Annotated in this window: 19 protein-coding genes and 2 tRNA genes; 14 read left to right on the top strand and 7 right to left on the bottom strand. The window is 63.6% G+C overall.

Features of this window, described 5'->3' with window-relative positions; translation table 11 throughout:
- The first annotated feature begins 4 nt into the window (after nucleotides 1–4).
- From AB0I57_RS17960 to AB0I57_RS17945, 4 genes are all read left to right on the top strand, one after another.
- Nucleotides 5–427, top strand: a complete 423-nt coding sequence (locus AB0I57_RS17960) for a thioesterase family protein (RefSeq protein ID WP_358338324.1) — start codon at nucleotides 5–7, stop codon at nucleotides 425–427.
- Nucleotides 428–532: 105 nt separating this feature from the next.
- Nucleotides 533–5431 (top strand): NAD-glutamate dehydrogenase, encoded by a 4899-nt coding sequence (locus AB0I57_RS17955; protein ID WP_358338133.1) that lies wholly within the window; start codon nucleotides 533–535, stop codon nucleotides 5429–5431.
- A gap of 1 nt (nucleotide 5432) precedes the next feature.
- Nucleotides 5433–5852 carry a thioesterase family protein gene (locus tag AB0I57_RS17950; RefSeq protein ID WP_358338130.1) on the top strand — a complete coding sequence of 140 codons (420 nt, stop codon included), beginning with the start codon at nucleotides 5433–5435 and terminating at the stop codon, nucleotides 5850–5852.
- The gene (locus AB0I57_RS17945) at nucleotides 5845–6528 is read left to right on the top strand and encodes a hypothetical protein (RefSeq protein WP_358338127.1); all 684 of its coding nucleotides are present in this window, start codon (nucleotides 5845–5847) and stop codon (nucleotides 6526–6528) included. Before AB0I57_RS17950 ends, AB0I57_RS17945 begins: the two co-directional genes overlap by 8 nt.
- 19 nt (nucleotides 6529–6547) lie before the next feature.
- Here the strand turns inward: AB0I57_RS17945 and AB0I57_RS17940 are convergent, their stop codons facing one another.
- Both AB0I57_RS17940 and AB0I57_RS17935 read right to left on the bottom strand, forming a co-directional pair.
- Entirely contained in the window at nucleotides 6548–8146 is a 1599-nt protein-coding gene (locus AB0I57_RS17940; RefSeq protein WP_358338125.1) for a glycoside hydrolase family 13 protein, read from the bottom strand.
- Between the two features lie 68 nt (nucleotides 8147–8214).
- The gene (locus tag AB0I57_RS17935) at nucleotides 8215–8610 is read right to left on the bottom strand and encodes a globin (RefSeq protein ID WP_358338123.1); all 396 of its coding nucleotides are present in this window, start codon (nucleotides 8608–8610) and stop codon (nucleotides 8215–8217) included.
- Nucleotides 8611–8750: 140 nt separating this feature from the next.
- Here AB0I57_RS17935 and AB0I57_RS17930 point away from each other — a divergent pair, with 140 nt between their 5' ends.
- From AB0I57_RS17930 to AB0I57_RS17920, 3 genes are all read left to right on the top strand, one after another.
- Nucleotides 8751–9422 carry an HNH endonuclease gene (locus tag AB0I57_RS17930; protein WP_358338120.1) on the top strand — a complete coding sequence of 224 codons (672 nt, stop codon included), beginning with the start codon at nucleotides 8751–8753 and terminating at the stop codon, nucleotides 9420–9422.
- A gap of 75 nt (nucleotides 9423–9497) precedes the next feature.
- Complete coding sequence (locus AB0I57_RS17925; RefSeq protein WP_358338117.1) at nucleotides 9498–9758, top strand: hypothetical protein; 261 nt, start codon at nucleotides 9498–9500, stop codon at nucleotides 9756–9758.
- Nucleotides 9745–10224 (top strand): DUF5130 domain-containing protein, encoded by a 480-nt coding sequence (locus AB0I57_RS17920; RefSeq protein ID WP_358338114.1) that lies wholly within the window; start codon nucleotides 9745–9747, stop codon nucleotides 10222–10224. Before AB0I57_RS17925 ends, AB0I57_RS17920 begins: the two co-directional genes overlap by 14 nt.
- Before the next feature lie 93 nt (nucleotides 10225–10317).
- Here the strand turns inward: AB0I57_RS17920 and pepN are convergent, their stop codons facing one another.
- Both pepN and AB0I57_RS17910 read right to left on the bottom strand, forming a co-directional pair.
- Nucleotides 10318–12897 (bottom strand): aminopeptidase N, encoded by a 2580-nt coding sequence (gene pepN, locus AB0I57_RS17915; protein ID WP_358338111.1) that lies wholly within the window; start codon nucleotides 12895–12897, stop codon nucleotides 10318–10320.
- 94 nt (nucleotides 12898–12991) lie between these two features.
- On the bottom strand, nucleotides 12992–14227 hold the full coding sequence (locus AB0I57_RS17910; protein WP_358338110.1) for an FAD-dependent oxidoreductase: 1236 nt from the start codon (nucleotides 14225–14227) through the stop codon (nucleotides 12992–12994).
- 131 nt (nucleotides 14228–14358) lie between these two features.
- Between AB0I57_RS17910 and AB0I57_RS17905 the strand changes: the two genes are divergently transcribed.
- Complete coding sequence (locus tag AB0I57_RS17905; protein WP_358338107.1) at nucleotides 14359–14988, top strand: DsbA family protein; 630 nt, start codon at nucleotides 14359–14361, stop codon at nucleotides 14986–14988.
- Here the strand turns inward: AB0I57_RS17905 and AB0I57_RS17900 are convergent.
- Entirely contained in the window at nucleotides 14976–15221 is a 246-nt protein-coding gene (locus AB0I57_RS17900) for a hypothetical protein (protein WP_358338104.1), read from the bottom strand. The genes AB0I57_RS17905 and AB0I57_RS17900 overlap by 13 nt on opposite strands.
- A 123-nt stretch (nucleotides 15222–15344) precedes the next feature.
- Here AB0I57_RS17900 and AB0I57_RS17895 point away from each other — a divergent pair, with 123 nt between their 5' ends.
- The 3 genes from AB0I57_RS17895 (at nucleotide 15345) to AB0I57_RS17885 (ending at nucleotide 17368) form a co-directional block, all read left to right on the top strand.
- A complete protein-coding gene (locus tag AB0I57_RS17895; RefSeq protein ID WP_358338101.1) occupies nucleotides 15345–15974 on the top strand; it encodes a disulfide bond formation protein DsbA in 630 nt (209 codons plus the stop codon).
- Between the two features lie 116 nt (nucleotides 15975–16090).
- The gene (locus tag AB0I57_RS17890; protein ID WP_358338098.1) at nucleotides 16091–16564 is read left to right on the top strand and encodes a ribose-5-phosphate isomerase; all 474 of its coding nucleotides are present in this window, start codon (nucleotides 16091–16093) and stop codon (nucleotides 16562–16564) included.
- A gap of 6 nt (nucleotides 16565–16570) precedes the next feature.
- A complete protein-coding gene (locus AB0I57_RS17885; protein ID WP_358338095.1) occupies nucleotides 16571–17368 on the top strand; it encodes a DNA-formamidopyrimidine glycosylase family protein in 798 nt (265 codons plus the stop codon).
- A 14-nt stretch (nucleotides 17369–17382) separates the two neighbouring features.
- Here AB0I57_RS17885 and AB0I57_RS17880 read toward each other — a convergent pair whose 3' ends face one another.
- A complete protein-coding gene (locus AB0I57_RS17880) occupies nucleotides 17383–18159 on the bottom strand; it encodes a DUF1542 domain-containing protein (protein WP_358338092.1) in 777 nt (258 codons plus the stop codon).
- Between the two features lie 227 nt (nucleotides 18160–18386).
- A tRNA-Gly gene (locus tag AB0I57_RS17875) sits at nucleotides 18387–18457 on the bottom strand.
- Nucleotides 18458–18594: 137 nt separating this feature from the next.
- Between AB0I57_RS17875 and AB0I57_RS17870 the strand changes: the two genes are divergently transcribed.
- The 3 genes from AB0I57_RS17870 to AB0I57_RS17860 all read left to right on the top strand — a co-directional run bounded on the left by AB0I57_RS17870 (nucleotide 18595) and on the right by AB0I57_RS17860 (nucleotide 20872).
- Nucleotides 18595–18671, top strand: a tRNA-Pro gene (locus AB0I57_RS17870).
- 60 nt (nucleotides 18672–18731) lie between these two features.
- Complete coding sequence (tig, locus tag AB0I57_RS17865; protein WP_358338089.1) at nucleotides 18732–20099, top strand: trigger factor; 1368 nt, start codon at nucleotides 18732–18734, stop codon at nucleotides 20097–20099.
- Between the two features lie 185 nt (nucleotides 20100–20284).
- Nucleotides 20285–20872: an ATP-dependent Clp protease proteolytic subunit gene (locus AB0I57_RS17860; RefSeq protein ID WP_358338086.1), complete on the top strand. Its 588-nt coding sequence runs from the start codon at nucleotides 20285–20287 to the stop codon at nucleotides 20870–20872.
- Nucleotides 20873–20888 lie beyond the last annotated feature (16 nt).

The following is a 20888-nucleotide window of genomic DNA, read 5'->3' as shown; positions in this document are numbered from 1 at the left end:
CCCTGTGGAAGCAAAGACGTTTACCTACGAGATCCAGGTCCGGTGGGGTGACACCGACCGGTTGGGGCACGTCAACAACACCAGGTTCGTGGAGTACATGCAGGAAGCGCGTGTCCACTTTCTGTTGTCGGAACTGAAGGCCGCCGGTGCACGCGCCAGGGCCATGGTGGTGCGCAGGATGGATGTGGAGTTTCTCCGCCCCGTGACAGACGACGCCGGGCCGCTGAAGGTGGACGTCACAGTACTGCGCGTCGGGACCTCGTCGTACACGATTCACCACGTCATCACGAACAGAGATGGCGTCGTCTGTGGGACGGGAGACGCTGTCATGGTCGCGTTCGACGTGAAGAAGAATCGCCCGCGCCCGCTGTCGGATGCAGAACGAGCGGGACTCGAGCAATACCTCACGCCGGTCTGCGTCGGCTGACAAAGTCGGTTCGGACACCCGATGTCCACTGTTCGTTCCGTTTCCGGGGGCTACTCTCGTGAAGAGGCGCCCTCGGAAACGTGACGAGGAGGAAGGTGGGCATCGATGTCGGACTCGGTAGCGCTGGGTGATGCGCAATGGGCACGGGATTTGCCCGAGGGACTGAGGTCTCAGGTGCCGGCGCTCGCTGCGATCTACTTCCGCCACGTCGACCGGGGCGACAGCCAGAGCGCACTCAACAGCACCTCGGAAGCGGTGCTCGGGGCCCATCTCGAACTTGCGCTGCGACGTCCGGCGGGGCAGGCGGTGACCCGCGTCTACCGGCCGGGTGATGGGTATGAACTCGGTGCGTCCGTGCAGATAGTCACCGACGACATGCCCTTGCTCGTGGAATCTGTTACCACGCTGCTCAATCGGCTCGGGATCGGTATCAGCGAATTCGTCCACCCCATTATTTCGGTGCGCCGCGAGGTGGACGGGTCGCTTCGCGGAATCCTGGTGGAGGACAAGGTCGAGGGTACGGACGCGGCCGGTATTGCCGAGTCGTGGATCCACGTGCAACTCGATCCGCGAACCGAACCGGCAGCGCTCGACACCCTCGAAGAGGAAGTTGGCGCAATCCTCGACGACGTGCGTCAGGTTGTCCACGACACCGACACGATGCGCAAACTCGAACGGGACCTAGCCGACGAGCTGGAGCGGTCCGCACCACGTCCCGGGACGACGAAAGAGGACTTCGAGGACTGCGCCGATCTTCTTCGATGGATGTCTCAAGGCAACTACGCGGCATTGGGATACCGACGATTCGAGCTCGGTGCGCCGGACAGCTCAGGGGAACGGCGCCTGCACGTCGTACCAGGCAGCGGACTCGGCTTGTTGCGTTCCGACTCCGTCACCGAAGGACCGATGAGCCTCCCCCCGGCGGCCCAGATTCCAGACCGTCCCTTGTTGGTGTTGACCCAGGGTTCGTTCCCCGCCACCGTGCATCGTGCGGTCTACCCGTTCTTTGTCGGTGTGAGCATCCTCGACGACGAGGGAGCCATCATCGGTGAGCACCGATTCCTCGGTGTGTTCACAGTCACTGCCTTCCATGAGAACGTTCTGGACATTCCGGTGATCGCGCGTCGGGTACGCACGGTGATCGACCGTGCCGGATTCAAGCTGAACTCGTTCTCGGGGCAGGCCATGCTCGAGGTGATCCAGTCGTTCCCGCGCACGGAACTCTTCTCGAGTAGCGCTGAGACACTGTTCGATACGGTCACAGCGGTACACAGCATCGGATTGCGACGACAGGTCCGACTGTTCCTGAGGGAAGACTTCCTCGGTCGCTTCGTCTCGTGCCTGATCTACCTGCCGCGTGATCGTTACACCACACGGGTCAGATTGGCCATGCAAGACATCCTGCTGCGGGAGTTCGGTCCCGGCGCGTTGGAATACACTGCGCGCGTTACCGAGTCCGATCTGGCATTGCTGCACGTCACCATCCGAAAGGGTGTCGGCGAGGGAGGGGAGAAGCTCGACCTCTCGGACGCCGACCGCGAACGAGTTCAGAGACTGCTCGAGGAGGTGAGCCGGAGCTGGGACGAACGTCTGGGGGACTTGCTGAAGGTCACGCCTGATGCAAATTCCGTTCTGGCGCAACGTTACGCGGAGGTTTTCCCGGAAAGCTACAAGGAGGACTTCGAGGCGTCGCGCGCACTGGACGACCTGACTCGTTTGGAGGCACTTACCGCCGGAGCGATCGATCTCTTCCTCTACCGCGACCCGGACGCGCGAGTCGGGCACTGGCGACTGACCCTGTACATGGCCGGCGACGGAATCTCGCTCAGTCAGGTCCTTCCGGTGTTGCAGAGCCTGGGGTTGGAAGTCCTCGACGAACGCCCCTATTCGATTCCGCGACCCGACGGCATGAACTGCTGGATATACGATTTCGGGCTCTCGGTACCGACGGAACTGCTCCGGTCGTCGGTGGGGGAGGACCTGGACGCCGAGTTGGCTGCGGAAGGGGAGACGGCGGCACCGCGACTGCAACAGAGGGTGACCGAGGCCTTCGCCGCGGTGTGGTTCGGACAGGCTGAAGCAGATCGCTTCAACGAGTTGATTCTGCGAGCCGGAATCGACTGGCGTCAGGCTACGATCCTGCGCGCCTATGCGAAGTATCTGCGCCAAGCGGGCTTTCCCTACAGCCAGTTCCACATCCAGGGCGTCGCCCTTGCCGATCCGCGCTCGGCGCTGGCCCTGGTCGAGTTGTTCGAGGCGATGTTCGACCCCGAGAGGCCATCGTCCGATCGAGTGGTCGAGCTGGAGAATCGACTGAGGGAGTACATCGATTCCGTCGTCAGTTTGGACGCCGATCGCATCCTGCGCGGCCTGTTCGGCTTGGTCAAATCCACGCTTCGCACCAACTACTTTGTGACCGACGAGGCAGGGCAATGGCGCAAATATCTTTCGTTCAAGCTCGATCCGATCGCGATCCAAGAGCTACCGAAACCCAGGCCCAGGTATGAGATATTCGTCTATTCGCCCGAGGTCGAGGGTGTTCACCTGCGCTTCGGGTCAGTCGCGCGGGGCGGCCTTCGTTGGTCCACCCGGCGGGAAGATTTTCGCACCGAGATCTTGGGTCTGGCGAAGGCGCAGGCTGTAAAGAACGCCGTCATCGTCCCGGTCGGAGCGAAGGGCGGGTTCGTCGTCAAGAATCCGCCGTCGGAGTCGGGCGATCCGGCCAAGGACAGGGTATCGGCGCTTCGGGCGGGTCAGGATTGCTACCGGACATTCATTTCGGGACTGCTCGACCTCACCGACAACGTCGATCACACCACCGGTGAGGTGGTACCTCCCAATCGGGTCGTACGCCGTGACGGCGACGACCGCTATCTCGTCGTCGCCGCGGACAAGGGCACCGCAACATTTTCGGACCTCGCCAATTCCGTTGCCGAACAATACAACTTCTGGCTGGGCGACGCCTTCGCATCCGGTGGGTCGGCGGGCTACGACCACAAGAAAATGGGTATCACCGCACGCGGTGCCTGGGAGAGCGTCAAACGGCACTTCCGTGAGATGAGTCTGGATACACAGACGCAGGACTTCACCGTGGTCGGGGTCGGCGACATGAGCGGCGACGTGTTCGGCAACGGAATGCTGCTGAGCAGGCATATTCGCCTGGTCGCAGCATTCGACCATCGGCACATCTTCCTAGACCCCGATCCGGACGCCGAAAGATCCTTCGCGGAACGCTCCCGGCTGTTCGACCTACCGCGGTCTTCGTGGGCCGACTACGACACGAGCCTCATCAGTGAGGGCGGGGGAGTCTGGGACCGGACTCGCAAGTCGGTCCCGATCAGCTCTGCCGCGGCAGCAGCACTCGGACTCGATACAACCATCACCGAACTCTCGCCCCCGGAACTCATCCGGGCAATCCTCAAAGCTCCGGTGGACCTGCTGTGGAACGGCGGGATCGGTACCTACATCAAGGCGTCCACCGAGACCAACGCCGCGGCCGGCGACAAGAGCAACGACTCCGTACGTGTGGACGGTATCGACGTGCGGGCCAAGGTGGTGGGCGAGGGCGGCAATCTAGGGGTGACCCCCCTCGGACGGATCGAATACAGCCAGAACGGCGGTCGGATCAACACCGACGCCATCGACAATTCGGCGGGTGTCGATTGTTCCGACCACGAGGTGAACATCAAGATCTTGCTGGACTCGGTGGTCAGCAGCGGCGAACTGCGCGAGGACGAACGTAATCCTCTGCTGGCCTCGATGACCGACGAGGTCGCAGACCTGGTGCTTGCCAACAATATTGCGCAGAACAATCTCCTCGGTGCCTGCCGTGCCTTCGCTGCCACGAGGCTCAACGTCAATCGACGCCAGATCGAGCACCTCGAGTCGCAGCGTGGACTCGACCGGAAACTCGAGGCTCTGCCGTCCGACGAGGACCTCACCCGCCGAAGGCAGGCGGGGCAGGGATTGACGTCCCCGGAACTCGCCACACTCACCGCACACGTGAAGCTCGACCTCAAGGAGGATCTGCTCGCAACGGATCTGCCCGACAGCGAGACGTTCGCGCCACGGCTTCCGCGGTACTTCCCGACCGTGCTGCGTGAGCGTTTCCCAGCGGCGATCAAGGCACACCCTCTGCGCAGGCAGATCGTGGCCACGATGCTGGCGAACGAGACCATCAACAACGGCGGCATCACATACGCATACCGACTGGCCGACGAGTCGGGGGCGAGCAGCACCGACGCGATCCGCGCCTACGCCGCCGTCACCGAGATCTTCGATCTGCCTGCGGTTTGGGGCAGGGTCCGGGCGGCAAGAATGCCAGCGGACATCGAGGATGCGCTGATCATCGAGTCGAGTCGGGTTCTCGACCGAGCGTCACGCTGGTTCCTGGGCAACCGCCCGCAGCCGTTGGCGGTCGGCGCCGAAATCTCCCGATACTCGGCGAACTTCCGCGCGCTCGCTCCGAAGGTACCCAAACTGGTGAAGGGGCATCAGCTTGTGGATCTGGAGGTACGCGCCGGGCCGCTGATCGCCCGTGGAGCGCCGGAGGACATCGCCTTCGAGGTATTCCGGCTGCTCGACCTCTTCTGCCTGCTCGATATCAGCGATATTGCGGACATCGCCGAGCGTGACATCGAGGAGGTGGCCGAGCTCTACTACGAACTCGACGCGCACCTCGGGATCGACTGGCTGCTCAGTGCCGTGTCGAACCTCGCTCGGGGTGACCGCTGGCATTCGCTGGCTCGCCTCGCGTTGCGTGATGACTTCTACAGTTCCCTCCGTCAGCTCACGATGGAAGTGCTCCGAGGTGGCGAACCTCAGGAGACGCCACAAGAGAAGATCGACGACTGGGAATCGACGAACGCGTCACGGCTGGGTAGAGCGAGGTCAGCTCTGACCGAAATCTTCGAGTCTGGAACCCTTGACCTCGCGACGCTCTCGGTGGCGGCGCGTCAGATACGCAGCATGGTGCGAGGTGTCGGCACCCGATCGGAGGTATGAGGTGAGCGAGGGCTACCACGCGGAGGTCGAGGTCCGGTGGTCGGACATGGACGTATTTCAGCACATCAACCATGGGCGAATGGTGACGTTGCTGGAAGAGGCACGGATCCCGTGGCTGTTCGAAGACGACCGTCCCACTGTCAGCCTGCGTGACGGCGCGGTCGTGGCGGATCTGCATGTGCGATACCGCGGGCAGCTTCGGCACAGCGATTCGCCGCTCGATGTCCTGATGTGGGTGGAAAAGGTTCGGGCCGTCGACTTCACAATCCGGTACGAGGTTCGCCCCAAAGGCGTCGATGTCTCGGTTCCTGCATCTGTCACCGCTTCCACACAGATCGCGGCATTCGACATCGACACCCAGCGCCTGCGTCGGCTCACCGATGGCGAAGTCGCTTACCTGAAGAGATGGCAGCGTGCATGAGCGCGTGCTGTCGATCCCGGATCCGAGGGAGCGCGGTGATCTCGCCACGTTCGTGAGGCGGGTCGTCAGGTTGGATGAATCGGCGGTCGTTCGGCTCCGTCAGCGCGGCCCCGGTCGGCTGACCGTCTGGGCGGCAACCGGATTCGACGTACTCGTGGTGCGCACCGTCGACGGGACGATAACCCCGGACGACACGTCCGCCGCGGGCGATCAACTGCTCGCAGGCCTCGAATCCGCTACGGGCGGCGACATCGATCCAGGATTCTCGATGGATTCGGCGTGGCGAGGTGCCCTCCCACCGGCGGAGGGGTACGTCCACGTCGATGACGTCCCGGCCCGGGTCCTGGTCGGCCTCGCGCAACGTGGCGCCGCAGTGGCTCGGGAGCACGGCAGCCACGGACCTCCAGCGTCCCTACTCGATCAGGAAGTGCTGCATGTGGAGGGTGCGAATGAGAAGGCCGGCATCCCGATGCGGGTCGTGTTCGCGCTCATTGCGATGGGGTTCATCCCCGACGCGGATTCGGATCGGACGCCGGCAGACGTCGAACTCGAGGGGATCGACCCCGTGGAACCGGTGCGGGTGCGAGCCACTGCGTCGTGGCTGAGGTTGGACGCCCGGTTCGGGTCGGCGTATCGCCGCCGCGGTGATGGGATCGCCCTTTCGGTCAAGCGGTAGACGACAACCGGGGTGCAGGTCAGATCAGCCACGCCGCGGCGTTCGGAGGCAATTGACCGTCGACGAGTGGCGCGCTGTTGAGCAGTACTTCACCGGGAGGCAGCGGAATAGGTTCTTCGCTGGCGTTGAGGGCGCAGATCAGTCCACCGTCCCTGCGGAAGGCGAAACAGCCTGATGGGCTCCCGTACCAGTCGATTCCCGGGCCGGAGAACTCGGGGCGGAACGACCGCAACTCGAGCGCGGCCCGGTAGAGGGAGAGGACCGAGTCGACGTCCTCGAGTTGTACCTCAGCCGTGAGAGCTGCCCACTCGTCAGGCATCGGGAGCCAGGTCGATTCGCCTGCGGTGAACCCGAACGGGGGTTCGGTGCCTTCCCAGGGAATCGGCACGCGGCACCCATCGCGGCCGCGTTCGGTGTGACCGGACCTCTCCCATACCGGATCCTGTAGCGCGGAATCGGGTAGTTCGACATTCGGCAGACCGAGCTCGGCGCCGTTGTAGAGGAACACGGCCCCGGGCAACGCGAGTTCGACGAGTGTCATGGCCCGTGCCCGGGCCGTACCGATCTCGCCGCCGCCGTAGCGCGTGACTTCCCGATCGACGTCGTGATTGGACAGCGTCCATGTCGCTGTACCGCCAACCTGGTCGACCGCGTCGAGTGAGTTCTCGATTGCCGCCCGGACTTCGTCCGCCGAGAACTCGGCCTCCGCGAGCCGGAAGTTGAAGCCGAGATGTAGTTCGTCGGGGCGGATGTAGTCGCCGAAACGCTTGTTGTCGCGAACCCAGATTTCACCCACGGCTATGGTGCCCGGGTACTCGTCGAGAACCTTGCGGATGCCGCGATGGATGCCGTGGACTGCTGGGTTGTCGAACCGGGGATCGTCGTCCGTGTTCTGCAGCAGTTTGTTGGACTTCCAGTCGTGGTCCGGCAGTCCGTCCGGCTTCGCCATCCCGTGGGCGACGTCGATGCGGAACCCGTCGACGCCCCGGTCCAGCCAGAACCGGAGGGTCTTGGTGAGGTCGTCGGCGACCTCCTGGTTTTCCCAGTTCAGGTCTGGCTGCTCTTTCGCGAAGATGTGGAGGTACCACTGGCCGGGTTGTCCGTCGGGCTCGGTGATCCGCGTCCAGGCCGGACCGCCGAAGACGCTGGGCCAGTTGTTGGGTGGCTCCGAGCCGGACTCGCCGCGGCCGTCGCGGAAGATGTATCGATTGCGTTCGGGACTGCCCGGAGACGAACGCAGAGCGGCCTGGAACCACTCGTGCTCGACGCTGGTGTGGTTGGGTACCAGGTCCATCGTCACTTTGATCTGACGGTCGTGCGCGGCGTCGATCAGCGCATCCATGGTTTCGAGGTCCCCGAACAGTGGATCGATATCGCGAGGGTCGGATACGTCGTAGCCGTGGTCGGCCATCGGTGAGCGCATCACCGGGCTCAGCCACAGCGCGCTGACACCGAGCAACTCGAGGTATCCCAGCTTGTCCTGCACCCCTTGCAGATCGCCGACACCGTCGCCGTTGGCGTCGGCGAACGAGCGGGGATAAACCTGGTAGAAGATCGCGTCAGACCACCAGGGTGCCGGCTGTGTGTCGTCGGTGGACGATTCGACGGTAGTGCTCACAAGCGTCCATCGTGCCAAAGGTTGCCTTGCGTCACGAGTTGAGCGGATGGTGATCCGCGGGGGATGCCTCAGAAGGCCGAGTTCACCAGGGACGCCGCGGCCATGTCCATGTAATCGGTGAGTGCGCGGCGATGGGCGTCGTCGAGGGTGTCGGAGTCGATCGATGCGATGGCTGTGTGCATGCACCGAAGCCACGCATCACGCTCGAGCGGGCCGATTTTGAATGGCTGGTGGCGCATCCGTAGCCGCGGATGGCCCCGCTCGTCGGAGTAGGTGTGCGGTCCGCCCCAGTACTGCTCGAGGAACATCCGCATCCGGCGCTCGGCCGGACCCAGGTCTTCCTCGGGGTACAGAGGGCGCACGATGTCGTCCTTTGCGACCTCTTCGTAGAATCGCGCGGTGAGCCTGCGGAACGTCTCAGCTCCGCCGACTGCTTCGTAGAAGGTTTTCTGCACATCAGTCATGTTGCCTTCCATTGTGCACGCGGGCGGTTGAACGGTTCCTGTCACCGTCCGTTCACTAAATGTCCTGCATCTATGTCCGAAATGGACGTGCACGAGCAGGATTTTCGTGGTCAACTAGGTGGCAATGTCCTGGAGGTCACATGAAGAACCGACACAGCGCCCGAGCGCACCGACAACTTGTGCCCACTGATACCCGGAGTGGCGGGTCTTCAGGGGCGTTTGCTTTACAAGTGATCACTGAAGGCTCCGCGCAATGCGCAGGGCCTTCTTTCCAAGGCGCCGGCACTGTTCCGCTCTGGATCAAACGGCGGGTGCTTCTTCTCAATGTCACCTATGAACCACTCACCGCCCTTTCCGCTCGACGCGCCGTGGTCCTGATGACCTGCGGAAAGGCCGACACCGTCCACGAGGACCCCCAGGCCCCGTTCGTTCACTCGGAGCACTGGTCGGTTCAACTTCCATCCGTGATTCGCCTGCGAAACTACGTTCGCGTCCCGTACCGCGCACGCATTCCGATGACTCGCGCAGCCCTCATGCACCGCGACCGGTTTCGATGTGGGTACTGCGGCGCCAAGGCCGAAACTGTCGACCACGTCGTTCCGCGCAGTCGCGGGGGTGAGCATTCGTGGGAGAACTGTGTGGCGTGCTGCGGGCCGTGCAATCACCGCAAGGCCGACAAGTTGCTCAGCGAACTCGGGTGGACGCTTCGGGCCGCCCTGGTGCCGCCGTCGGGGCCGCACTGGCGCCTGCTCGCATCCAACAGCGACCTCCATCCGTCCTGGATGCCGTACCTCGGTGAAGGCGCCGCCTGAGCGTCTCACCGGTTCTGTGCTCGAACTTCGGCCCTGACGCTCTCCTTCGCATGATTCTGGGCTACCGTTTGCCTCGTGAGCATTCTCGAGACAGTGCTGATATTTGTAGGACTTCCGGCGTTGATCTCCGCATTCTTCGCGGCGACGTCGTTCGTCGGTAAGAGAACGCCGGGTGCCGTGCCGCGCCCCTTCCGCCTCGGGCAGGAATGGACGCACGCACCGGTGCTGTGGAGCGCCGTCGACGAGGTGACCACTCACGGTCATCACGGCGGCCACCATGCGGCCCCGGCGGACTCGGCAAATCTGATTGGAGGCTCGGCAAGTGGTAAGTGGTGACCTGATTTCCACATCGGTAACATCCGAGGAAAGCCTGCCTGCCGGCAGCGTTGTGACCACGAGTGGCCGCATTTCGGGTGTGCACCGCATCGGCGAACCGTTCGTCGACGCCCTACCGTTCACAACGGACGATCTCGTTCGCCTCGACGTCGCGTTGACTGACTGCACCCGCAGGACCAAGGTGCGGTTCAACATCTTCATCGGTGATCTCGGTGACGACACCGCAGCTGGTGCAGACGCAATATTTCCGACGACACCTGAGGCGGTCAGGTCCGTTCTGATCGCGGTCTCACCCAACCAGCGAACGGTCGAGATCCGCAGTGGTCGTGCCGTGGCCGACCGTGTCACCGACAGCGTGGCTCAACTCGGCACGTCGGCCGCTGTCTCGTCCTTCGGGGAAGGGGAGCTCATCGACGGACTGGTCAGCGCCCTCAATGTGATCACCAACGCGATCGTCTCGCCGTAGCCACTACCTGATCAGGGTGATCTGCCGGCGCGGGCCGATGTTCGATTTGTAGCCGACCTCTGCCGGACGGGCCCGGCAGAGGTCGGCGCCGGATCAGCTCACGTCGAACTTCCGCGCAGCCAGCGCCCGCACAATGCCCGCGCGGCCTTCGAGGACGAGCCGGTGCAGGGCCGGTGGGTGGTCTCCTTCGAGGAACTCGTCTGCGGCTTCGACGGACTTGTCGCTGATCGACCACGATGGGTACAGGCCGACAACCACCGTCTGAGCGACCTCGCTGGACCGCCGTTCCCATACCGCCGGGATGTCAGCGAAGTAGCGAGCGACATACGGCTCGAGAATTTCGGACTGCCCGTGACCGGAAAAGCCGCCGATGATCGAGCGCGCGGTGATGTTCGGCAGGGAATCGTCGCCGATTACACGGTTCCAGGCGCGTTCCTTCACCGCGGCCTGCGGCCGAATCGTTGCCGCCGCGGCTGCCAGACGCGCTCCGGCTGCGGTCGGGTCGCGTTCGGCTTCGGCGTCGATGAGCGGAGTCTCCATCCCGTCGGCGTCGATCTCACCAGCCCCGGCGAGTGCGGTGACGATGCGCCAGCGCAGATCGGTGTCTACGACCAGTCCTGGCAGCCCCACCGTCTCGGGTGCGGCGTCGAGCAATTCCTGCAGTACCTCGGTGTGCCACGGGGACAACTGGGCACCGGTCAGTGCGTTCACGTACGCCAACTGATGGTCCGATCCGGCGCCCGCCTCCCGGGCTAGTTCGAGAAGTCGGTTCGCGTAGTCGGGCCAACCTTGTTCGTTGGCCCAGTCGGGATCGGCATAGCTGCCGAGTGCGGTGTGTGCCTGCATCAGCAGGCGCGTGACCACACCCACCTCGGTTTCCGCGTCGACACCCCGCTGAACGAGTGCGACGAAGTCGCGTGCCTTGAATTCCGCCTGACGGGTCATCTCCCAGGCTGCCGACCACACCAGCGTGCGCGGCAGGGATTCGGCGATGTCACCGATCCGCTCGATGGCAGTGGCAAGCGACTCGGGATCGAGTCGCACCGAGCAGTAGGTGAGGTCTTCATCGTTGACGAGGATCAGCTGGCCGCGATCGACCCCGACGAGCTCGGCCACATCGGTGCTCTCGGCGGCGTCGAGGTCGAGCTCGACCCGCTTCGTGCGAACGAGCTTGCCGTCGTGGTCCTCGTATACGCCGACCGCCACGCGATGCACCCGCCGTTCCCCGGCACCCGGTGCGGCGCCGTCCTGCAGTATTGCGAACCGGGTGAACCTTCCGTCCGCGTCCACATCGAAGTCGGGGCGCAGAATGTTCAGGCCCGTGGTCTTGAGCCACTGCGCACCCCAGTCCGACAGATCGCGGCCGGAGGACTTCTCCAGTGCGCCGAGTAGATCGTCGAATGTCGCGTTGCCGAAAGCGTGCGTGCGGAAGTAGTCGCGAAGCCCGGAAAGGAAGGGCTCGAGCCCGACATACGCAACGAGTTGCTTGAGGACGGACGCGCCCTTGGCATAGGTGATGCCATCGAAGTTCACCTCCACTGCCTCGAGGTCGGGAATGTCGGCGGCGATGGGATGCGTCGACGGCAACTGATCCTGCCGGTACGCCCACGATTTCTCGACGTTGGCGAACGTGGTCCACGCACCGGTGTATTCAGTGGCCTCGCTCTGGCAGAGCACGGAGGCGAACGTCGCGAAGGACTCATTGAGCCACAGGTCGTCCCACCAGCGCATGGTGACGAGGTCACCGAACCACATGTGTGCCATCTCGTGCAGCACGGTCTCGGCGCGGCGTTCGTACGACGCCCGCGTGACCTTGGAGCGGAACACGTAGTCCTCTAGGAACGTCACTGCCCCGGCGTTCTCCATCGCACCCGCATTGAACTCCGGGACGAACAGTTGGTCGTACTTCCCGAACGCGTAGGGGGTGCCGAAGTTGCGGTGATAGAACTCGAAGCCCTGCTTGGTCTCGGTGAACAGACGCTCGGCATCCATGTGCTCACCGAGGGATGCGCGGCAGTAGATTCCGAGGGGAATGGTGCCGTGCTCGTCGGAATAGGTATCAGTCCACTCTGCGTACGGACCCGCGACGAGGGCGACGAGGTAGGTGCTCAACTTCGGGGTGGTGCTGAAGACGTGCCTGCCGGGTTCGACCGAAGCAGTGTCGACAGTCGCCGAGTTCGAGATCACCTTCCAGTCGACCGGGGCGGTGACGTGCACGTCGAAGGTCGCCTTCAGGTCGGGCTGGTCGAAACAGGCGAACATGCGCTTGGCATCTGCGGTTTCGAACTGCGTGTACAGATAGACCGCTCCGTCAGTGGGGTCGACGAAGCGGTGGAGCCCCTCACCTGTGTGTGAGTATTCGCAGTCCGCCTCGACCACCAGCTCATTGAGCTCTGCGAGGTCGGTGAGCGTGATGCCCTTGGACTCGTCGTAGTCCGTGGCGTCGACGGGGTTGCCGTTGAGCGTGACCGTACCTACTCGGGCTGCGACGATATCGACGAAACTGGACGCTCCGGGTGTGGCGCCGAATGTGATGGTGGTTCGCGAAGAGAACGTTTCGGCTCCGGGCTGACCTGTCTCGTCGGTGAGGTCGAGTTCGATGAGGTAGTTGTCGACGGTCAGTAGTTCGGCTCGTTCGGCTGCTTGTTCGCGGGTCAAGTTCGGTGGGGCCACAGAGATCTCCTCGTGATCGGTGGCGGTCGCCGGCAGGCCCGGTCACCGCACTGATAATCGATGTTGCCATCCCATCACGAGTCGGGCAGAGACGTTAATTTGCCAGGTCTGCCAGCGGCACCGCCGAGTCGGCAAGCCGGTCGGGGTCAACCGCGGTCGACGAAGACACCAGTTGCTTGATCTGATCGGTGGCGTCCCAGATGTTGACGTTCATACCAGCGAGGACGTTGTTGTTTGCGTCCAGCCAGAACGCGAGGAACTCGCGTCCGGAAACGTCGCCGCGCACGACTACTCGTTCATACGCATCGCGCGGTGCGTAGCCTGTGTACTCCATGCCGAGATCGAATTGATCGGTGAAGAAGTACGGCAATCTCGCGTACTCGGCCTTGACACCCAGCATGGTGGCTGCGCCCACCGCCGGTTGGTTGAGTGCGTTAGCCCAATGTTCGACCCGGATCCGGGTACCGAGTTGCGGGTGCAGTTGTGCCGCGATGTCGCCCACCGCGACGACGTCAGGGTCGCTCGTCTGCAGTCCTTCGTCGACGAGGACTCCGCCATCGACATCGAGCCCTGCCCGCTCCGCGATCTCGATGTTGGGGGCCGCTCCGACAGCCACGAGGACTGCGTCGGCGGGGAGGACGGTTCCATCGCCCAGTCGCACTCCGGTCGCCCGGCCGTCTTCGACCGTGATCTCTTCTACCTTCGCGCCGAGATGCAGACGAACACCGTTCTCACGGTGCAGATCCGCGAATACCCGGCCCATCTCGGGTCCGAGGGAGTTGGTGAGTGGAAGTTCGCTGGCTTCTATCACTGCCACATCGGCGCCCTTCTGGCGTGCGGAGGCCCCCACCTCGAGGCCGATCCAGCCTGCACCGATCACCACCAGCCGTGCGCCGTCTGCGACGGCCTCGATCAGGCGATCGGACTCGTCGACACTGCGCAGATAGTGGACTCCCACGGCATCGGACCCGGCGATCGGCGGTCGTCGCGATCGCGAACCCGTGGCGAGTGCGAGTTTGTCGTATGCCAGCGTCGAACCGTCCGGGAGCGTGACGGTGTGAGCGGAGAGATCCAGGTCGGTCGCGGTGGTGCCGAGCCGCAGATCTACGTGGTGGTCGCGATACCAGTCGCCGTTGTGGACGGTGAAGTCGCTGAGCGACTTCTTGCCGGCGAAGTGCTCCTTGGAGAGGGGCGGCCGGTCGTAGGGTAGGTGCTCCTCCTCGGCAAGGAGAATGATTGAACCGTCGAAATCCTTGTCGCGCAAGGCCTCTGCGGTCTTCGCGCCAGCGAGACCGCCGCCGACGACGATGAATGTGCGAGTGGATGTCATGACAGGGGTGCTCCCTTCTGGTCGACCACTTCGACCCTACTGCCGTGACCGGGGTGCGTGTGGGAAGCATTTTCGGGTGAGAGGTGTTGACTCGAGAAGAACCGTTAACATCGCCGAGAAGGAGCGTTTACGTGAGTGCGGGAACGAGGGCTGGGACCGACAAGGACATCGCCGAATTTTGGTTCGACCCGGTGTGTCCGTGGTGCTGGATCACGTCACGATGGATTCTCGAGGCCGCCCAGGTGCGGGACCTGGAGGTGAAGTTCCACGTGATGAGCCTTGCCGTCCTGAACGAGGGCCGGGAGCTGCCCGAGGAGTACCTCGAACTGCTCGAGAAGGCCTGGGGGCCGGTGCGCGTGCTGATCGCGGCTGCGCAGAAGCACGGCGACGAGGTGCTGGCACCGCTGTATACGGCGATGGGCACCCGGATCCACAACGAGGGAAACAAGGATCTCACGGAGGTCGTCCAGAAGTCGCTCGCCGAGGTCGGACTTCAGGCGGAACTGGCGGAGGCCGCCAAATCGACCGAATACGATGCCGCGCTGCGCGAGAGCCACGCCGCTGGGATGGACGCAGTCGGACCGGATGTCGGAACCCCGACCATCCACGTCAATGGTGTGGCCTTCTTCGGGCCGGTGCTGTCGCGCATTCCTCGGGGCGAGGACGCGGGCAAGGTGTGGGATGGCGTGGTTGCGCTGGCGAGCTATCCGCACTTCTTCGAACTCAAGCGCACCCGAACCGAGGGTCCTCAGTTCGACTGATGTCCGCTCGGTAGAGGGTTCCACGAACAGGTGGCCGTGGCGGGTGCGGTTGCGTAGCGTCGCAGCCCGCCACGCGATCGCCGGATATTCCGGCAGGCCGTCCAGTCGTGGGCGAGATGTTCCTCCTCTGTGAGGAGGATGATTGAACCGTCGAAATCCTTGTCGCTCGAGGCCTCTTCGGTCTTGGCGCCAGTGAGGCTGCCTCCGACGATGAACGTGCGTGCGGAGGTCATGGCAGGGGCGCTCTCTTCTGGTCGACCACTTCGACCCGTGAGCGGATCGTGTGAAAAGCATGTTCGGGCGGGAGGTGGTTGACTCGGGACGAACCGTTGATATCACCGAGGAGGCGCGTTCACATGAATGTTGACGCGAAGTCTGGGGCCGTCAAGGACACCGCCGACTTCTGGTTCGACCCGATCTGCCCATGGTGTTGGGTCACGGCGCGCTGGATTCTGGAAGTTGCCGAGGTGCGCGACGTCGAGCCTCGCTTCCACGTAATGAGCGAGGCGGTGCTCAACGAGGGCAAGGACTTGTCGGAGCACTACCAAGAGGTGATGAGAAAGGCGTGGGGCCCTGTCCGGGTGCTTGTCGCCGCAGCGCAGAAGCACGGTGACGAGATACTGCTCCCTCTGTACACGGCGATGGGCACCCGCATCCACAACGAGGGAAACAAGGATCTCACCCAGGTCGTCGTGAAATCACTGGCCGAGGTGAAGCTTCCCGCCGAGCTCGCCGCCGCCGCCGACTCGGAGGACTACGACGCGGCACTGCGAGAGAGTCACGCTGCGGGTATGGACCCAGTCGGTCCCGACGTGGGAACTCCCACCATCCACGTCAACGGCGTCGCGTTCTTCGGGCCGGTGCTGTCGCGGACTCCGCGTGGCGAAGAGGCGGGCAAGCTGTGGGATGCGACCACGACGCTCGCCGGCTACCCGTACTTCTTCGAACTCAAGCGCGCCCGAACCGAGCGTCCCCAGTTCGACTGATGCCCGGCGTCGGGTCTGGAGGTCCTGCTTTCGCCGTCCGTAGGTGAATTGACGGCTCTGCGGACCGCATCACCCGGAGGCCCGAAGATTGAGAAGGCCTGACAGAATCAGTTGTCATGCGCGTATACCTCGGTGCTGACCATGCCGGATTCGAACGTAAGAACGAAATCATCCAACACCTCACCGCTGCCGGTCACGAGGCCATCGACTGCGGCGCTCATGTCTACGACGCTGTCGACGACTACCCCGCTTTCTGTATCGAGGCGGCCCGCCGCGTCGTCGCGGACGAGGGCAGCCTCGGCATCGTGCTGGGCGGCAGCGGCAATGGTGAGCAGATCGCGGCCAACAAGGTACCTGGCGCCCGGTGTGCACTGGCGTGGAGTACCGAAACTGCACAACTCGCGCGAGAGCACAACAACGCTCAGTTGATCGGCATCGGCGGGCGCATGCACACGCTGAAGGAGTCTCTCGCGATCGTGGACGCCTTTCTCGCTGCACAGTGGTCGGGCGAGGAGCGCCACCAGCGCAGGATCGACATCCTGTCGGAATACGAGAAGACCGGCGTGGCGCCGGCAGTACCGGAATCCTGATCCAACGTGCCTGAAGGGCACACGCTGCACCGGCTAGCACGCTTGCATCAACGCAGATTTGCCGGTGCGCCCGTGCGGGTGCTCAGCCCGCAGGGCAGATTCGCAGGCGATGCGGCCCTCGTGGACGGACGCGTTCTCGTCAAGTCCGAGGCCTGGGGAAAGCACCTGTGGCACCACTACGAGTCGGGGTTCGTGGTGCATGTTCACCTAGGGCTGTACGGGGCTTTCACGGAGTCGGCGGTTCCGATGGAGCCGCCGGTAGGGCAGGTGCGGATGCGGATGGTCGGCGCCGAATTCGGTACCGATCTACGCGGTCCGACGGCCTGTGAGGTCCTTCATCCGCCGCAGGTAGCCGCCATCGTGGCGCGACTCGGACCTGACCCACTCCGCAAGGATGCAGACCCCGAGCGCGCGTGGAAGCGCATCTCGGGATCCAAGTCCCCTATCGGGACACTCCTGATGGATCAGGCAGTCATCGCGGGCGTCGGCAATGTGTATCGGGCCGAATTGTTGTTCCGACATTCGATCAACCCCGAGCGACCCGGAAATTCATTGTCGCGCGCCGAGTGGGAAGAGCTGTGGACCGATCTCGTCGCGCTGATGAAGGTCGGGGTGCGGCGGGGCAAGATGCACGTCGTGCGGCCGGAGGATGACCACGGCGCCCCGGCGTATGCCAAGGACCGTCCCAGGACGTACGTCTACCGGCGTGCCGGAGAGCCCTGTCGCATCTGCGGCACAGCCGTCGCGCATGCCCTACTGAAGGGGCGCAATCTCTTCTGGTGCCCGGTCTGCCAGGCGTCGTGACGGGGGTCTGTCCCTCAGAAGTCGAAACCGCCGAAGTCGCCCATGCCGCCCATGTCGCCGCCCATGTCACCCATGTCGCCACCCATGTCGCCCATGTCGCCGCCCATGTCACCCATGTCGCCGCCCATGTCACCCATGTCGCCGCCTTCGCCGACTCCGCTCTCGAACCCCTGAGCGTCGTAGCCGACCCCGGACATCCCGGAGAACATGGCGGAGAACAGGAACATCGATCCCATTCCCCAGGCGCCTGCCACGAGCGCGGGCTTCCACCAGGGCTCCGAGTACCAACCGGCCGGAACCGGGCGTCCCGCGACGCGGCCTCCCGGGTAGTAGTTGGGGGTCTTCGACGACGGGTTGGGTGACGCCGAGACGTGTCGCCCCTCGAATTCGACCTCGCGGTCCTCGGTGACTTGCCCAGCGGATTTCTGGCCGTCGAGCGAGGGAATCTCAGGGCCGGGGTCCATGCCCATCGCCATTCGCGCGGCACGGATGTAATAGAGGCCCTCCAGGGCCGTCTGCTTGGCGAGTCGGGCCTGAACGGGGGTGTTCGCCTGGTCGATCTGTGAGCCGGCAGCTGTGTAGCGCTCTGATGCGTCGGCCAGGGCCTGTTGCGAGGCTGCGTCGGACCCGACGAGTTGGTAGACCTGCCCGCCGAGGCGTTCGATGGACTGACGGGCGTCTGCCTTGGCGTCTTCGAGCTGGTTGGCCGCGTGTACGGCCCGGTTGTTGCGGCTCTTGACGACCAGGAAGGCGACCGCTGCCACGATCACGACGATCAGTATCAGTTCCACGAGGCGCCTCCAGGGCTTCGCCGGCATTGAGTCCGTGACGAATCGGACATTCGCCAGAGTACCGACCCGATGCGGTGTTGGGGCGGGTGAACGCCAGTCCCGGACAGGGCTGCCGACGAGACTTTTCAGAGTCCAGCAGTGGCGCAGGTCATTGGGAACTATCCGAAGTCGAGCCTTGTGTGGAACGAAAAACGGAGCATCCCTGCAGAAAGGGACGCTCCGATGAGAGGGGATGACGGGAATCGAACCCGCGTAATCAGTTTGGAAGACTGAGGCTCTACCATTGAGCTACATCCCCGGTGCATACGACTACTGGATTACAAGCATGTCGTCTGCGATGTCAGACTGTACCGAACCTCGCTTTGGATTTCATAATCGGGGAGCCGTAGGATTCTTCTTCGGGTCCTCGCGAGGTTGGCGAGAGCCTATTTCGACCGGGGTGTAGCGCAGCTTGGTAGCGCATCCGCTTTGGGAGCGGAGGGTCGCAGGTTCAAATCCTGTCACCCCGACCACAACCATCGGCAGGAAACTGCCGCACAGTAGAAGCTAAGACCACACGAAGGAGCCAGTCCGTGAAGAGCACCGTCGAGCAACTCAGCCCGACGCGAGTCCGTATCAACGTTGAGGTGCCCTTCGAGGAGCTCAAGCCTGATTTCGACAAGGCCTACAAGGCCCTCGCGCAACAGATCCGCCTCCCCGGGTTCCGCCCGGGTAAGGCTCCTGCCAAGTTGCTCGAAGCTCGTGTCGGTCGCGGCGCCATCTTGGAGCAGGTCGTCAACGATGCACTCCCGTCGCGCTACACGGAGGCGGTCAACACCTCTGAGGTGAAGGCGATCGGGCGCCCTGAGATCGAGGTCACGAAGATCGACGACGGTGAACGTCTCGAATTCACCGCCGAAGTCGACGTGCGCCCCGAGATCGAGCTGCCCGACTATGGTGCGTTGAGCGTCACTGTCGATCCGATCGAGATCACGGAAGAAGCCGTCGAGGAGCAGTTGCTGTCGCTGCGTCAGCGTTTCGGCACTCTGACCGGTGTCAGCCGGGCCGTCGAGGACGGAGACTTCATCTCCATCGACCTGTCTGCCACAGTCGACGGCAAGGAAGTCGCCGAGGCTACCGCCAGCGGGCTGTCGCACGAGGTCGGTTCCGGTCAGCTCATCGAGGGCCTTGACGAGGCGGTCGTCGGGCTGGAGGCCGGCGAGTCGAAGGAGTTCACTTCGACACTGGTCGCAGGTGATCACGCAGGCAAGGAAGCCGTGGTCACTGTCACCGTCGGCACCGTCAAGGAGCGCGAGCTGCCTGCCGAGGACGACGAGTTCGCGCAACTGGCAAGCGAGTTCGACACCCTCGAAGAGCTGAAGGCCGATCTGCGTGAGCGCGTCGGACGCGTCCGCAAGGTCGAGCAGGCTGGTGAGATCCGTGACAAGGTCCTGGAGAGCCTGCTCGAGGCCGTCGAGGTTCCCCTGCCCGAGGCCGTTGTCAAAGCCGAGGTCGATGCTGCCCTGCACGACGCTGTTCACGGTCTCGACCACGACGAGGAGGCGCTCAACAAGCTCCTCGAGGATCAGGGCACCAGCCGCGAGGAATTCGACAAGGATGCGCAGCAGAGTGCTGAGCGCTCGGTGAAGACCCAGTTGCTGCTGGACGCAATCGCCGACGCCACCGATGTCACCGTCGGCCAGGACGAACTCACCGAGCGCATCCTGTTCCAGGCGCAGCGCTACGGCATGGAGCCTGAGCAGTTCATTCAGCAGATCCAGCAGGCCGGTCAGCTCGGCGCAATATTCGCCGATGTGCGTCGAGGTAAGGCTCTTGCCGGTGTCGTCGAGCAGGCGACCGTTACCGATACCTCGGGTGTCGCAGTCGACACCTCCGAGTTGTTCGGCAATGGAGAGCCAGAGGGCGACTCGACCTCGGACGAGGGCGAAGACCAGAAGTAGTGCTGGTCGCGGGAGACTTCATGCTTGGTCAGGCTATGGGTTGATTTCCGCTTTCAGCGAAGTAGGGCGGCACCGGGACTCCGGTGCCGCCCTACTTCGTTAGTGTCTGTGTCAGCAATCAACGATTTACGGAGAAGGCAGGTACCGTGACTTCCAATCACCTGGAGACTTTGCAGAGTCCCGCCATGACTTCAGCCACCGCTGGGTTGAACCTCAGCGACTCGGTGTACGAGCGCCTGCTGCGCGAGCGCATCATCTTCCTCGGTACCCAGGTCGACGACGATATTGCGAACAAGCTGTGCGCTCAGATCCTGCTGTTGTCCGCGGAAGACCCCAGCAGAGACATCTCCCTCTACATCAATTCGCCCGGCGGTTCGGTCAGCGCCGGCATGGCGATCTACGACACGATGCAGTTTGCCGAGTCCGATGTCGCCACGTTCGGAATGGGCCTGGCCGCCTCGATGGGCCAGTTCCTGCTCTCGGCTGGGACGAAGGGCAAGCGCTACGCCCTTCCCCATGCTCGGATCATGATGCACCAGCCGTCTGCCGGAATCGGTGGTACCGCCAGCGACATCGCGATCATGGCCGAGCAGTTCGCGCACACCAAACGTGAGATGGCCGAGTTGATTGCCGAGCACACCGGTCAGACGGTCGAGCAGATCACCGCCGATTCCGATCGCGACCGCTGGTTTACCGCGGCTCAGGCTCTCGAGTACGGCTTCGTCGACCACGTCGTCTCCCGCGCGGCGCAGGCGGGCGGAACCGGGCTTTAGTCCGGCCTGCCCAATT

It is taken from the genome of Rhodococcus sp. NPDC049939 (assembly GCF_040656415.1).
Lineage (GTDB): Bacteria > Actinomycetota > Actinomycetes > Mycobacteriales > Mycobacteriaceae > Rhodococcus_F.
Note: the sequence above shows the minus strand (reverse complement) of the source record. Positions and strands in the feature narration are given on the sequence as shown.

What these genes read in the sequence shown, in the direction of transcription:
- AB0I57_RS17955 (WP_358338133.1), top strand. Translation starts at nt 533, where the DNA reads ATGTCGGACTCGGTAGCGCTGGGTGATGCGCAATGGGCACGGGATTTG.
- AB0I57_RS17935 (WP_358338123.1), bottom strand. Translation starts at nt 8,610, where the DNA reads ATGACTGATGTGCAGAAAACCTTCTACGAAGCAGTCGGCGGAGCTGAG.
- AB0I57_RS17930 (WP_358338120.1), top strand. Translation starts at nt 8,751, where the DNA reads ATGAAGAACCGACACAGCGCCCGAGCGCACCGACAACTTGTGCCCACT.
- AB0I57_RS17910 (WP_358338110.1), bottom strand. Translation starts at nt 14,227, where the DNA reads ATGACATCCACTCGCACATTCATCGTCGTCGGCGGCGGTCTCGCTGGC.
- AB0I57_RS17900 (WP_358338104.1), bottom strand. Translation starts at nt 15,221, where the DNA reads ATGACCTCCGCACGCACGTTCATCGTCGGAGGCAGCCTCACTGGCGCC.
- AB0I57_RS17895 (WP_358338101.1), top strand. Translation starts at nt 15,345, where the DNA reads ATGAATGTTGACGCGAAGTCTGGGGCCGTCAAGGACACCGCCGACTTC.
- AB0I57_RS17890 (WP_358338098.1), top strand. Translation starts at nt 16,091, where the DNA reads ATGCGCGTATACCTCGGTGCTGACCATGCCGGATTCGAACGTAAGAAC.
- AB0I57_RS17860 (WP_358338086.1), top strand. Translation starts at nt 20,285, where the DNA reads ATGACTTCAGCCACCGCTGGGTTGAACCTCAGCGACTCGGTGTACGAG.